We start from the raw sequence: 15244 nt of genomic DNA, 5'->3' as shown, positions 1-15244 counted from the left end.
AGAAGTACCCTGTATACTGTAGTCAGACTGATGAACATTCGGCTGAACTAACGGGGGGAACATGAATGGCTCAACATTTGGCAGGTGTGCGTGTAGCATTGACAGGACCACGAAAATCAAAAGAAATGTCCATACTGGTTGAAAAAATGGGTGGAATCCCGCTTGTGCGACCGGCACAGGGGACCGTATTCCTGGATGATCGGAGTATCAGGGATGGGCTGGTATCGTGGATCTCAGACCCGCCAGACTGGGCGGTATTAACTACGGGTATGGGATTGGATGCATTATTTGAAATGGCTGAGGATATGGAAGTGGCAGGCCAATTGTTGGATGTGTTATCGGAATCCTCAATTGCGGCAAGGGGATACAAGACGGTGAATGCGCTCAAAAAGCGCAAGTTAACACCGCTGGTACGAGATGATGACGGTAGCACGGACGGGCTTATTCGAGAATTCGCCCCACATGATCTCGCAGGGAAAAAGGTTATGTTGCAGCTTCATGGGGAGACAGCTCCCAAACTCGTTGCATGGTTGGAAGAACAAGGTGCCATCGTCAGACAAGTGCTTCCTTACCGCCATGTACCGCCAGAAGAGGTAGAGTTGGAACAGTTATTAAATGAAATTCTAAATTTCGAAGTAGATGCTGTTGCGTTCACAAGTGGACCGCAGGTTAGGTTTCTGACGCAATATGCGGCCTCCCAGGACAAGCTTGAGCCGATGCTTGCAGCCTTCAGACAAGGTGTAATTCCTGCGTCTGTAGGTAAAGTTACCGCAAACTCCATGCGTGAAGAAGGCATTGAGGCACTGGTCATTCCGGAGGAAGAGAAGATGGGAGCACTCATCGTTGAGCTTGGACGTTACTTTGCAGCAGGGCGTGCGGCCAAGATTAGAGATTAGTGGCCTGCTTTTAGATCAGTTCGATAAAAAGCTTTTGGCGTCGCTTCATGAATAAAAAGTGTGCATTAATCTTAACCGCATCGCTATATGATGCGGTTTTGTTTAGATTATAGAATTTATACGTTACAACTAAAATACGAATGTACATCCTTGATAGTGCTTCGATCAGAAGCTTTTCTTATCTCGAAGAAAAGGTGGAAATGACGATGACCATTGCAGATCGTAACGCCAGGCCTCGACTTATCATTGCAGGGACCGGAAGTGGTGCAGGGAAAACGACAGTAACTTTGGGGCTAATGAGAGCACTCGCTCAGCGTGGCTTGAGTGTACAAGGGTTCAAATGTGGCCCGGACTTTATTGATCCGACATATCATACCGCCGTCACGGGCAGACCGTCACGTAATCTGGATGCATGGATGACATCGCCTGAATACGTGAGAGATACGTTCGAGAAGGCATCGGCGGGACATGATATTTCCATTATAGAAGGCGTTATGGGCCTTTACGATGGCAAAGATCCGCTCAGCAATACAGGCTCAACTGCAGAGATTGCTCTGGTCACGCAGACCCCTGTGATTCTGGTTGTGGACGTACGCAGCATGGCTCGCAGTGCGGCCGCGATTGTCTTGGGTTTTCAACAGCTGGAGCCTGAATTAAATATTGCCGGAGTAATCGTCAACCGTTGTGGAAGTGCGGGTCATTATACCATTGTGCAAAAAGCCATTAAGCAGATGTGCGGCATTCCGGTGGTTGGCTGGCTGAAGCGGGATGAAGACATGTCCATCCCCGAGAGACATCTGGGGCTGGTGCCTGCCATTGAGCGCGGTGAACTGGAACCCTTATTTCAGCGGGCTGCCGATGTGTTGATGGAGGGCACCGATCTGGATCTTCTGCTGGAACTGGCGACAAGCGCCCCGCCTTTGAATGCAGAAGAAGTGAGTTCTGCAACTACTGCCCACGCTGATTCGGCTAATGATGAATCAGGCTCTAATTACGATTCACTTTCCAATTCAGTGATCCACGTTAATAATCGACATGTATCATATGCAGTACAGCCTGTCATTGCCGTTGCGCGCGATGCGGCATTTAATTTCTATTATCCCGATAATCTGGAATTGCTCGAAGCAGCCGGGGCCCGATTACATTACTTCAGTCCGCTCGCTGGTGAAGGTATTCCAACGGATGTGGATGGCATCTATTTGGGTGGCGGGTTTCCAGAGGAATTTGCAGCAGAGATTGCCGGTAACCAAGAGTTCTTGGAAGGACTTCGACAGGCAGTACAATCCAACATGCCTTTATTTGCCGAGTGTGGTGGTTACATGGTGCTTGGAGAAACGTTGATCGACCGAAAGGGAGTTACTTTCGACATGGCGGGCATTATCCCCGCACAGGTGCAGATGCAGAAGAAGCGCGCTGCGCTTGGCTACCGTGAAGCAAGTAGCGTTCGGGATTCCTTTTTGCTGAAAAAGGGTGAAGTACTTCGGGGTCATGAATTTCATTATTCGACAATGACCTATCGTGATGAAGAAACGATTCCTTATGCGTATGAGACCAAGGGGATGCGTGGCTTGAAGCAAGAGGGATATGCCGCAGGCAACATCGTGGCGGGGTATACGCACGTTCATCTGGGCTCTTATCCGGCAGCTGCTCGAAGATGGGTGGAACATTGTTTAGCCTATCGGCAGGAGCGAGATATGCAGAGATAATAACAGCTATTTATAGCTCAAATAGATAGCTGAATTCAATAAGCAAAATGGCTCTAATCTTGCTTTTACCTCCTGAGTCTTTGGTCGTGAAGTTGGCAATCCTATTCTGAATTAAAGGTTTTCAGATGAATATGTGGAATGAATAAAAGACAGAATCATTATGCGAGGGAGGGACATCATGATGAGAACCGTATGTGTAACGGGAGCTGCTCGTGGATTGGGATTGGCTTTGACGGCACAGATGCTGAAGAGAGGGTATCTCGTGTATGCGGCCGGTCTGGACGTGGAAGATTCCGAGGGAATTCGTATGCTTGCAGAAGGATATCCTGACCATCTGCGCGCCATCGAACTGGATATCGCGGACGACCTGTCGGTAGCTCTGTTCACGGAGACATTGAAGCTGGATACGAATCATTTGGATATGCTGATCAATAATGCGGCTATACTAGGAAGTATTACGGATCATATCCGCGGGCCGTTGAATATGGCGGAGATGGCTGAAGTATTTAATGTGAACACCTTAGGTACACTGCGTGTGACTCATTCCCTGTTACCCCTCCTTCTTCAAGGACAGGTCAAGCTGATTGTTGATATCTCTTCCGAGGCTGGAAGTATAGAACAATGCAGTCGGGATGGGTGGTATGCCTATTGTATGTCCAAAGCTGCTTTGAACATACAGGCCCGTCTTGTGCACAATGGTCTGAAGGATGAAGGCGGACAAGTGATGCTTGTGCATCCCGGTTGGGTACAGAGTTATATGAGGGGCGAATTGGATGTTGCTGCGGATCTCACGCCCGAGCAATCTGCACAGCATATCGCAGTACTTATCGACCGCCATGAACAGTTTAAAGGAGATCAGCCCGCATATGTGGACTACAAGGGAGAGAAGCTCCCCTGGTAGTTGGTTTTATACAGTGAGGTGAACAAGAAAGGAGATTAATTGAATGGATCATCGTAAAAAAGCACTATTACTTGGCGATTATACACATCCGGATTGGCACCCGCTTCAGGGGGTGGATGCGGAGATTAGCCGAATTTTCCATGATACTATGACTGTGCAGTGCAGTGAGAATCGGAATATGTTGCTGCAAGAAAATATAACCGGGTTTGATGTATGTATCTCATACATGGACGATTGGAAGGGTAAAGTCTCTCCACAGCAGACAGCAGGTTTGTTGTCCTATGTAAGTAATGGGGGTGGACTGGTCATTATACATAACGGCATTTCGCTCCAAAATCGTTATGAGCTCAAACAGATGATCGGTGCCAAGTTCCTGCATCATCCGGCGTATGCACCGCTTGAATTCACTGTAACGGCGGAAAGCCATCCCGTGACGGAGGGCATTACGAATTTCACAATGGAAGAAGAGCCTTATCAGTTCGAATTTGGTTCTTTTGCCGAAACGAAAATATTGCTTGAATATCAATCCGAAGAAGGACCAAAGCCTGCGGTTTGGGCTCATCGATATGGTGTTGGGCGTATTGTTTATCTGATGCCGGGTCACCATGTGCCGTCTTTTGCACACGAAACGTACCGCAAGTTACTTCTGCAAGCAGGCAAATGGGCTGCGCGTTACGTCTGATCGGACTGACATTTTTGCATGCAGAGTATAAGGGGTATAATATAGAGATCAACGAAGAGGAGGATGACAAAAATGAGCGATTTGTTCAAAAAGGCGATCTCGTTAGGGCTTGGTCTTACTGTCGTAAGCAAAGAAAAAATTGAGAAAACCGTGGATGATTTGGTCAAGCGCGGGGAACTTGCGCCCGGTGAATCCAAAGCTTTGGTTGAACGTCTGCTGGAACGGGGCGATGAAGAGCAAGGCCAGTTCAAGAGAGTGATTCAAGAACAGGTCAAGCGTGTGCTTCAGGAAGCTGGTGTGGCATCCGAAAGTGATGTAACCAGTCTGGAACAGCGCGTTGCCGTTCTGGAGAAAAAACTTGCCGAACTGGGCCACTCACCACAGCTTCAACCTGATGAATCCCCAGCTCCACTTGAAGTTCCTCCTCCTCTCAAAGGAAACGAGATCGAGTAGATGGCAGTGCGAATCAAACATGTCGGCAGATACCGTGAAATTGCCATGGCGCTCGTGCGTCATGGCTTCGGTTATATGGTCGAGGAGCTGGGCTTGTTCCAGCTGCTGGCTCTGCCCAGACGGTGGATGTCGCGTGAAGCACACACCACCAAAACGCTGAGTGAACGTATCAGGCTTGTGCTGCAGGAGCTGGGGCCAGCTTTCGTCAAGCTGGGGCAACTCGCAAGCACAAGGGCAGATCTGTTGCCTGAGTCTGTCATTCGCGAGCTGGTGAAGTTGCAGGATCAGGTCCCACCGTTCTCTTCCGAGACGGCACGGGGTATTTTGGAACAGGAATTGGATACACCGCTGGAGGAGATCTTTTCCCGGTTCGAGGATACCCCTGTAGCTGCGGCCAGCATTGGACAGGTGCATCTGGGCAAACTTCGAAGCGGTGAGTCGGTAGCCATCAAGATTCAGCGGCCGGGCATATCGCGTATTGTGCAGCGTGACCTGGATATCTTGCGTGAACTGACAGCCATGGCCGAGAAGCGCTGGGACTGGGTGAAGCAATATCAGATTCCGCAAATGGTCGAAGAATATGCTCAGGCGTTGATGGCCGAGCTGGATTATACGGTCGAAGGCCGAAATACGGAAAAGATTGCACAGCAATACCAACAGGACAACAAGGTGAAAATCCCGACAATCTACTGGGATCAGACTTCGTCCCGTGTGCTCACTATGGAGTATATCGAAGGTATCAAGCTCAATGATCGTGAAGAACTGGTCAGACGCGGTCATGATCTGAATAACATTGCCGAGCGGTTGGTGGATTCATTATTGAATCAGATCTTTATTCAGGGATTCTTTCACGCTGACCCACATCCGGGCAACCTGATGGTATTAAAGGATGGACGTCTTGCTTTTATAGACTTCGGTATGGTGGGCAGTCTGAGTGATGAGATGAAACAACAGCTCGCTTCGCTTATTATTGGGTTAATGCGCAAAGATACCGACAGTATGATCCGGGCGATTGAGAAACTCGGCATGATGCCAGATGACATGGACCTGCGTGGTCTTCATGTGGATTTGGACAAGTTGCGTAGCAAATATTACGATATTCCCTTTTCCAAGATTAGTGTGGGTCAGGCGTTGAATGACTTGTTCGGCGTAGCCCAGAGGCACCGGGTTGTCATGCCTGCGGATATTCTGCTGCTCGGTAAATCGTTGCTAACGATGGAAGGTGTAATTGAACATCTCGATCCTTCCCTGAGCATTGTAGATATGGCCGAGCCTTTTGGGCGGAAGCTGATCAAGGAACGTTTTAGCGCTGGAAGAATCAAGAATCGCTTGTTCCGCAGTGCGGCCGATATGGCCGAGAGTGTCATTGGTCTGCCAGGGCAGTTAAGGCAATTATCATCCATTATTAGCAAAGGCAAGCTGAGGCTGGAGATTAGTGTCCCTGAACTGGATGCACTCATGCGCAGAATGGACCAGATCAGCAATCGGCTGTCTTTCAGTATTGTGTTACTTGCCTTCTGTATCATCATGGTGGGCCTGATTATCGGTTCGTCGATCAGTCATCAGTCCACGATGCTGTGGGATATTCCGGTCATTGAGATTGGTTTCCTGGTGGCGATTTTGATGGTGGCTTTCCTGCTCTATTCGATATTCAAATCGGGAAGGTTCTAGCAACAGCATTACATCACAAGAATACCCGTAAAGAGACTTTCTTCAAAGGATCTTTGCGGGTTATTTTTTGTGAATAGAGAATTGGTGAGTAAATTATAGAAAGATTAAGATAATAGAAGAAAAGGTTCTGTTTTTTCGTCTTAACTGTATTAGTACATATCCGGTCCTGTGACTATAATAATAGGTCAGTACATTAACGGACCCGGTTTTTCTGAGAGGGGAAAACCTATGGGCGTCAGGATCAGCTCCTGATGTCGCACGAGTAAGACAACTGAGGCAGTAATGGAACACCAGCGGTACACACTGGAACGGAAAAGACATGAGTGCATATTAACCCGTCAAGGCTATATGGATGGTAAATAATGATGCAACTCAGGGATGAGCATAGGTGAATGACGCGGAGAGGAATCCGTTGTTTTGTGCTGTCCTGGGTAGTTGGTTAGTGTGAACGGCTTCCGTTACTCATCAGCAGGATTGTCCATTATAAGGAATACACGTAGGAGGAACGGCAAGAACATATGAATACTTTAAAACAACAATGGTTTGGCAACATTCGCGGAGACGTGCTGGCAGGCATTACGGTAGCGCTGGCGTTAATTCCGGAAGCCATTGCGTTCTCCATCATTGCAGGTGTTGATCCGATGGTCGGATTATACGCTTCGATTACGATTGCGATTGTGATCTCGATTGCTGGTGGAAGACCAGGCATGATCTCGGCGGCAACAGGTGCCATGGCGGTACTGATGGTTGGACTCGTCAAGGATTATGGCGTGGAATATCTTTTTGCGGCTACGATTTTGACTGGCATTATCCAGTTTTTACTGGGCATATTTAAAGTTGGGAGATTTATTACGTTTGTGCCTCATTCGGTACTGACCGGATTCGTTAACGCACTGGCTATCCTGATCTTTATGGCGCAGTTAACCCATTTCACGGGAGCGAACTGGATCATGTATGCGATGGTAGCGGGCACGCTGGCGATCGTTTATATTTTGCCACGGTTTTTCAAAGGCATTCCAGCTCCACTGATTGCAATCGTCGTAATGACGATTATTACCGTGGTGTTTCACCTGGACGTAAGAACGGTAGGAAACATGGGAAATATAACGAGCACTCTGCCGATGTTCCACTTGCCAAATATTGCGTGGACTTGGGACACGCTGATGATTCTGCTACCTTATTCATTCACCATGGCACTGGTTGGATTGCTGGAATCTCTGCTGACCGCAACCATCGTGGATGAGATGACCGAGACCAAGAGCAGCAAGAACCGTGAAGTGCGTGGTCAGGGTATTGCGAATTTCGTGAACGGTTTGTTTGGCGGCATGGGCGGCTGTGCGATGATTGGGCAGTCGGTCATTAATGTGAAGTCTGGTGGACGTGGAAGATTATCTACGTTTACTGCGGGTGCGTTTCTCGCGATCCTGTTGTTGCTGTTTAGCGGTGTGGTGAAACAGGTACCGATGGGGGCACTCGTCGGTGTGATGTTTATGGTGTGTATCGGAACATTCGACTGGAGTTCTATCAAAAATATAACTCGCGTGCCGCGCGCGGAAGCCTTTGTCATGATCGTGACGGTGGCGATTGTGGTCTATACCCACGATCTGTCGATCGGGGTTATGGTCGGCGTTGTGCTCAGTGTGCTGCATTTTGGCTGGAAACAGACCAAGATTCGCGTACAGGCGAGCCAGGAACAAGGGCAGAAAGTATATTGGGTTCACGGACCGTTCTTCTTCGGTTCTTCGTCCCGATTCGTGGATGAGTTCGATGCAGAGGCCGATCCGGAGGAGATCACGATTGATTTCGGAGGTTCACATATCTGGGATAACACTGCGGTTGTGGCTATTGGCAAAGTGAAGTTCAAATACGCGAAGCTTGGCAAAACCGTGCACCTGCGCGGGTTGAACGAGGAGAGCACTCGCATTCTTGAACGGAGTGGGTTTGCTACAGCTGGAGGGCACGGTTCGTAACTTGGTTGCAACGAAGGTTGTTGTCCAAAGGTGCAATGTCTGATTATAGTTACGCGGACAAGGTGAAAAATGAACAGTTTATTAAATCTGGAATTAAGGATCTAAACAAGTAATAAAGTTATGAAGGCTACTGTCCTAAAGTAGTGTTGAGCAGACATGTGACAGCCCTATGTAGTAGATAACATAAAAATATACTTCTTATCAGCGGCGCACTTTTTCCCAATGTAAGTCTGGGAGAGGGCGTCGTTGTTTTTTTTTATTAGAGTGTGTGGTGTGTACAGTGAAGAAGAGAACAGAAAAAGAACGAAGAAGAAGTAGTAGTAGTTCTAATGGTGGTAGTGGTAGTTCTAGTAGAAGTTGTAGTTGTAGTTGTAGTTGTAGTTGTAGTTGTAGTAGCAGTTGTAGTAGTAGTTCTAGTAGAAGTTGTAGTTGTAGTAGCAGTTGTAGTAGTAGTTCTAGTAGAAGTATAGGTAGTGCTTGTTGTTGTTCCTAGTTCTAGTATTTGTAGTTGGTGTTCTGGTTCTAGTATATGTTGTTATTGCTGTAGGTGATGTTACTGTGTTGATGCTTGTGTCCTTCCCTATGTGTAAATTCTAACGAACTTAGCACGTCTTATATGGGGTTATTTCATGTTTTCGTTATTCTAACGAATCTTAGACATCTTATTTTGCTGATTCCACCTATACTGATGTCGTTTCGCGGGTATTTCCGAGTAATTAAGTGACTGGAGTTCGTTAGAAAATCCAAACGGCTTTAATTGGCGTAATAGGGTGCCCTGGATTCGTTAGAATCAGTGGTACGTGGGAGGTTCAGCGTTAGAGCTATTTTTGAACCACGAGAAATCTTGAATCTTGATCTCAATGTACGGAGTTATGTGAGGTACTCTTTCAATTCCTGAAACTTTTGCAAAATAGCTTCCTTTTGATCTGTTTCAGAATATCCTGTACAACAATTTATAGAATCATAGCAGCTATCTCAATCTCAACGAAATCTCTAAACTATCCAAGGATTATGAACATAACGATCCAATACATCTTTCTCAAGGAGCGCCATCAGACACTGTAGCCCGCATAACCTCCGCCTGACCATGTGCAGTTCAATCCTCAACCCCATTCTACAGAGTCAGGGTCATACTTCGAGCTAGCGCTTTAGCTTACTCCACTCATCATCATTCTCAGAGGGGCTCCTATAGTTACTCTCAAAACCAACCTCACACACTCTCTCATAACCGTCCTCAAACTCACTTGGTCGATACAAGTTACGCTGATCTTGGGGTTTTGTGCTACAAGTTGGGGGTGTAACGCTGTATCCCCTTTTGTTTTGCTTGACTAACGTGTAAACTACAGGGTATGGAGAAGAAGAGCAACGAGTGGATTGCTTTTTAAAAAATTCATTTCATAATCATGATTGATATAAGGAAAACTAGTCTTGATGGCAGATACTGATACTAAGGTCATTATGAAATGGACTTATCTAAATGAATATACAGAGGTGTAACGATTGGCAAACTTTGAACAACTGGGCATTCGCCCGGAATGGTGCGAGATCCTGAAACATCAGGGCATCGCCGTGCCGACTCCGGTACAGGAGCGTTCGATTCCGGTACTGTTGGGTGGACGCGATATTATCGCTGAGGCACAGACAGGGACAGGGAAAACGCTGGCATTTTTGCTGCCGATTATTCAGAAAATTAACGTATCCGACCGTTCTCCGCAAGCGCTGATTATCGCGCCTACGCGTGAGCTTGCGCTGCAAATTACGGAAGAAGCGAAGAAGCTCACGGCAAATGACGATAAACTGCACGTGCTTGCCGTATACGGTGGGCAGGATGTGGATAAACAACTGCGTAAATTGCAGAACGGTACCCAGATCGTTATTGGTACACCGGGTCGTCTGCTGGATCACCTGCGCCGTGGCACGTTGAAGCTGGATAATGTGAAAAAACTGGTGCTGGATGAAGCCGACCAAATGTTGCACATGGGCTTCCTGGACGATGTGGAGACGATTCTTAGCGAGCTACCACATAAACGTCAGACAATGCTGTTCTCAGCAACGATGCCTAAGGGCATTCGTAACCTGGCGAAGACCTACATGAAAGATCCGGAAGATGTAAAAGTATCTTCCCAATCTGTTATCCCGATCAAACAAATTCGCCAGCAAGTGCTGGAATGTACGGATCGTGGTAAATTAGAAGCGCTTCGCGGCATGATTGATACGTATCGCCCATACTTGGCGATTATTTTCTGTCGGACCAAACGTCGTGCATCCAAGCTGAACCAAGATCTGCGTGAAGCAGGTTATGCAAGTGATGAACTTCATGGAGATCTGTCCCAATCCAAGCGTGAGAACGTAATGAAAGCGTTCCGCGATGCCAAACTGCAAGTGCTGGTTGCTACAGATGTAGCTGCACGTGGACTTGATGTTGAAGGCGTTACGCATGTATTTAACTACGATATGCCGCATGATGCGGAAAGTTATATCCACCGGATTGGTCGTACGGGCCGTGCAGGCGGTACAGGTCTTGCTGTAACGTTTGCAACAGAGCACGACAGACCGGAACTTGCACGTATTGAACAAGGTATTGACCAAAAGCTGTCCCGTATCCAGTGGACAAGCGAAGGTCCAATTGCTTCAACTGGAGCAGCTAGACGTTCCATCAACAGTCAAGGGGATGACGAACGTTCAGGCGGACGCTCTTCCGGAACTGGTAGTGCCCGTCGCGGTGCAGGCCGTAACGATCGCAGAGATGGCGGACGTGGGGGGCGTGGTTCCCGCGGTGGCGAAGGTGGCCGCAGTGAAGGCGGACGCAGTGGTGGTCGTAGCGGTGGGCGCAGTAGCGACAGCAGTCGTGGTGCAGCGGGTCAAGGTGGACGCGGTGCGGGTCGCAGTGGCGACGAGCGCAGCGCAGGTCGTGGTTCCGCGCGTAGCAGCGACAGCAGTCGCGGAGCAACGGGTCAAAGCGGCCGCGCAGCTAGTAGCGGCTGGGCTGGCCGTAGTGCCGACAAGCGCACCTCCGGGCGAAGTAGCGAAGGCTCTCGCCGTCCGGAATCCGCAGGACGCGGACAGGCGAAGGGTGACCGTCGCGATTCTCGTCGCGGACGGTAAAGCCTTGGCGCAAGCGGCGATACAGCCGCAATTGCGCGGGCACCATGCCATGCCACAGGGTTTGGCATGGCACATATTAGAGGGTTCGGGTACAGATGTACCGAACCTTCAGATCAAGGGTCGCGACGGAACCACGTCGCGGCCCTTTTTCACCAGGACAGATGCTCATTTCCGCTTATTCTTTTTGTCATCTTCGAGTGCCTGTTGGCGCGCCTGCTTGATCCATGGAAGATGCCATTTAGATATTCCTCATCTAGTTTTTCTTTCTGTCCGTGTACTTCGCATAGCACGTGGCAGACTGCCATAAAATTCAAAACACCTCATCCTAGACCTAAGGATGGGGTGTTTTTGGATTAATTCTTATATCATTAGAAGCATAACCTTCGATCTGTGGTGCTGACGCGCATGCAGGGATGGATGAAATTGCATTCGTCTATATACAGGGAGTGAGTTTGCACTAAACTACGTTTTTCTTTCTCAATATATCATCCCTACAGCTGAACATCTGCATATTGATCCCGATATTTCTCGTTATAAACCCGACCTACCGACTCTGCCAATCCCCCTCGTGCCTTGCTCGGATAGCGTTCAATCGTGTGATAAAGTCTCATGAAGCGATCCTTGGGCATAAAGCGGGCGTAGCGGGTAATAAGACTAGGGAATAACTCAATATATTTGCTCTTGCGCACGGCAGCAGCAGCTACGGCTGTAAGTATCTGAATTCCATTGTGGAGCTGTAAAATGTTCACTTCATAGGTCGCGATATAACGAATCGCATCTTCACGGATCAAATCCGGCTTAAGCCGAGCAATCTCACCAATATATTCAGCCAGCAGCCGCTCGAAGCTGCGTAAGAGCAAGGGCTTGAGCTGCAGATCCATATCACTGCGTAGGACAAAGGATTGTAACAGCGCAACCTGTTGCAGTCGAATCCGGTCATTGTAGACGAGTGAGCCGATCTCGCGGAGCATCTCATAGGCAAGTGCTTCATCCTGCTTTCGAGCTTCGGCGACCAGAGCCCAGTTGCGGTTAATACCCTGGCGGATGAGTTCCTCATCCTGTTGCAACGTGCGCTTCAACTCGCGCTGCTGCTCTACCTCGAACGAACGTTTCTGCATGAAGATGAGTAAGGCCAGAAGCAGCAGGGAAACGCTGGCTGCCGCCATGGTCTGATCTATGGTTTCACCAAAATAGGTGGCAGCAGCACCGAACAATATGGTAATGAACAGGTCGCGTGCAATGCGGCGTTTCACACGGGAAGTCGCCTTCGACTGAACGGAGTTCAGGGTACCCCGGCCACAGGCCGTGCACTCCTCTTCCCACAGGCAGGTGTACTGTCCACAACGTGAGCAGACTTGCAACTTTTCATAGGCATAGGTCGTTCGATGAAATGGTCGTATGGATACAACTAGTTTAGTACTCATGCTTAATCACGCTCACCATTCAGAATAGTGTAGAGGGTACGATCCGTGTCTTCGCGGGAAATTGGTTTCCTCCGATGAAGCTGGAGTGCAATTACCTTTATGATGACAAAAAGAAACAATATGGCGAGGCATCCGTATGTAACCATAATCCGTTCCCTTCTATGGCTTGGTGAACAAGCGTTGTTATATTGCAGTTTGCTGGCAATAACTATATCATATTTCCATAGTTGGTACTTTTGTGCCAGTTCAAGGCATGAAATCGTCGATTTTTGTCAGTCATTACAAAACTGTAACTCAAGATAGGGGTGCTTTTCAGAATTTGTTAGTAGACTGTTAAGATTTCCTTAAGGCTTGACGCCTATAATAAACTATTCCCATTTTAATCTCAAACGTGAAGGAGTACATCCAATGCTGCGGACACGCAAAATACGCTGGCTTAGTGGAACGATGGTTCTGCTGACAATTCTAACGCTACTGTTACCTCAAGCGTTGCTGCCACAAGCTGCAGCGGCTCAGGCACAGACAAGCGGAATCGATGCGGTACTTGTAGCCGATGTAAGTAACTCAATGAATACAAGTGACCGTGACAAGATCAGTAATGAAGCCATGAAAATGTTTATTGATATGCTGCCCGTCCAGGGGGACAAGGTAGGGATTGTCGCTTATACCGATCAGGTGGAGCGGGAAAAGGCTATGCTGGAGATTCAGTCCGATGCGGACAAGAGCAGCCTGAAGGATTTTATTGATCAGCTTGGCCGGGGGCCATATACCGATGTCTCAGTTGGTGTCGCCGAAGCCGTCAACATACTGAATCATGGTGCAGACCCAGCCCACTCGCCAATGATCGTGCTACTGGCGGATGGCAACAATGACTTTAACAAAACCAAAGGCCGTACACAGGCACAATCTGATGCTGACCTGGCAAAAGCCGTGAAGGAAGCACAGGATCAGGGTATTCCGGTGTATACGATTGGATTGAACGCCGATGGCAAGCTGAACAAGAATGCACTTGCAGATCTGGCTCAGCAGACTGGAGGTAAATCATTCATTACCGATACGCCGGATGATCTGCCACAGATTCTGAGTGAAATCTTCGCCGATCATGCCAAACTGAATGTGGTGAAGCTGCCCTCTGTAACGGGAAACGGCAGTTATCAGGAAGTTACCGTGAATGTACCGAATGACAGTGTATTGGAAGCAAACATTTCGATCATGTCTTCGAAGCCGGTGGAAGTGCAATTGACGGACCCTTCCGGACAAGCTGTGGACCTGAAATCGGACGCAGCCAAGCTCTCGACGTCGAAGAGTTATTCACTCGTGAAGCTGTTGAAACCCCAAGAAGGTGACTGGAAACTTCGGGTAAAAGGGGCTCCGAAAGACAGCATCGATATCAACCTGTTGTTCAACTATGATCTTCAGCTCGTTGTGGACCCAATTAAGACCAAGTCCTATACCAAAGGGGACAAGGTAGATCTTGCAGCCAAACTGGAGAATGGCGGTCAGCCACTTCAGGATAATGATCTGTATACAGATATGAAGGCGACGCTGGTGGTGAAAGATGTAGATACAGGCAAAAGTGAAGAACAACCGCTGGAAAACACAGGTTCTGGTTTTGCCGGAACGTTTGAAGTACCGGACAATCATAACTATGAATTAGTCATCCGTGCGGAAGAAGACAGCTTCTACCGTGAAAGTGAGCCAATCACGATCAACGCGAGTGGATCAGCCGGAAGTGGATCTCAACCAACAACGTCAGGCGGTGAACAGGACAAGCCGTTTCCTTGGTTGCCTGTCATCCTGGGTGTTATAGCCCTGATCGTGGTTGGTGTTGGTGCCTGGTTCCTGATGGGCTGGCTGAAACGCAAAAACCGGGGATTTGTAGGTCAGATGGTTGTGGAGATTCGTGATGAGAACACGGGAGACAAGTCTTATCCGCAATATAAAAAGCTGGTATCCTTCCGGGGCAGATTCCATCTACATCAGTTGTTGCAACTGGACCCTGAGCTGAAGGAAACCGAAAAATATGTATTTACGCCCAGCAATGGGGATCGAATTATAATCCGTAACAGCGCAGGCGGTACGTTGGAGAAATCCGGTCGTGCAGTCGATGCAAGCTCAGGCGTTGAACTGAAGAACGGTGACCGACTGAGCATCCCGCTGCAACAGGCGGACAAGACCATTTTAATTGAGTATCTGGTGTAAGTTGATTGTTTGGTTTAAAAGGAATGCAAATTTAAGTTGGATATAATTGTTTACACGAGAACGGAGAGGACAGAGAAAACCTGAAGAAGCGAAGCGTTCGCCTTTATCCTCAGATTTTTCCCTTTAGAAAAGGGAACCAAAAAAATCTGAGGATAACAGCGATCGGAAGGTTACTCTGTCATCGGAGTGGCAAGTGTAATGAGTTTGTGCCCAACTGGTCTAACTAAAGGGAGG

10 protein-coding genes are annotated in these 15244 nt (G+C 48.3%); 9 read left to right on the top strand and 1 reads right to left on the bottom strand.

Annotation, left to right across the window (positions count from 1 at the left end):
- Positions 1-65: 65 nt before the first annotated feature.
- The 8 genes from MKY01_RS29585 (at position 66) to MKY01_RS29550 (ending at position 11384) form a co-directional block, all read left to right on the top strand.
- The gene (locus MKY01_RS29585; RefSeq protein WP_339190910.1) at positions 66-896 is read left to right on the top strand and encodes a uroporphyrinogen-III synthase; all 831 of its coding nucleotides are present in this window, start codon (positions 66-68) and stop codon (positions 894-896) included.
- Positions 897-1102: 206 nt separating this feature from the next.
- Complete coding sequence (locus MKY01_RS29580; protein ID WP_339284574.1) at positions 1103-2602, top strand: cobyrinate a,c-diamide synthase; 1500 nt, start codon at positions 1103-1105, stop codon at positions 2600-2602.
- Positions 2603-2780: 178 nt separating this feature from the next.
- Positions 2781-3503, top strand: a complete 723-nt coding sequence (locus MKY01_RS29575; protein WP_339284572.1) for an SDR family oxidoreductase — start codon at positions 2781-2783, stop codon at positions 3501-3503.
- A gap of 43 nt (positions 3504-3546) precedes the next feature.
- Positions 3547-4185 (top strand): ThuA domain-containing protein, encoded by a 639-nt coding sequence (locus MKY01_RS29570; RefSeq protein WP_339284570.1) that lies wholly within the window; start codon positions 3547-3549, stop codon positions 4183-4185.
- A gap of 72 nt (positions 4186-4257) precedes the next feature.
- A complete protein-coding gene (locus MKY01_RS29565; protein WP_036612779.1) occupies positions 4258-4638 on the top strand; it encodes a phasin family protein in 381 nt (126 codons plus the stop codon).
- On the top strand, positions 4639-6309 hold the full coding sequence (locus tag MKY01_RS29560; protein ID WP_076332465.1) for an AarF/ABC1/UbiB kinase family protein: 1671 nt from the start codon (positions 4639-4641) through the stop codon (positions 6307-6309).
- A gap of 518 nt (positions 6310-6827) precedes the next feature.
- A complete protein-coding gene (locus MKY01_RS29555) occupies positions 6828-8279 on the top strand; it encodes a SulP family inorganic anion transporter (RefSeq protein WP_339284568.1) in 1452 nt (483 codons plus the stop codon).
- Between the two features lie 1500 nt (positions 8280-9779).
- Positions 9780-11384 carry a DEAD/DEAH box helicase gene (locus MKY01_RS29550; protein ID WP_339284566.1) on the top strand — a complete coding sequence of 535 codons (1605 nt, stop codon included), beginning with the start codon at positions 9780-9782 and terminating at the stop codon, positions 11382-11384.
- Positions 11385-11875: 491 nt separating this feature from the next.
- On the opposite strand, the gene MKY01_RS29545 is transcribed toward MKY01_RS29550, so the two are convergent.
- Positions 11876-12808 carry a hypothetical protein gene (locus tag MKY01_RS29545; RefSeq protein ID WP_076209727.1) on the bottom strand — a complete coding sequence of 311 codons (933 nt, stop codon included), beginning with the start codon at positions 12806-12808 and terminating at the stop codon, positions 11876-11878.
- A 408-nt stretch (positions 12809-13216) separates the two neighbouring features.
- On the opposite strand from MKY01_RS29545, the gene MKY01_RS29540 reads away from it, so the two are divergent.
- Positions 13217-15010: a VWA domain-containing protein gene (locus MKY01_RS29540; RefSeq protein ID WP_339284563.1), complete on the top strand. Its 1794-nt coding sequence runs from the start codon at positions 13217-13219 to the stop codon at positions 15008-15010.
- The last annotated feature ends 234 nt before the right edge of the window (positions 15011-15244 follow it).

Origin of the sequence: Paenibacillus sp. FSL R5-0486 (genome assembly GCF_037975155.1) — a bacterium.
Taxonomy (GTDB): Bacteria; Bacillota; Bacilli; order Paenibacillales; family Paenibacillaceae; genus Paenibacillus; species Paenibacillus amylolyticus.
The sequence above is the reverse complement of the archived record's forward strand: the minus strand, read 5'-3'. Positions and strand labels throughout refer to the sequence as shown.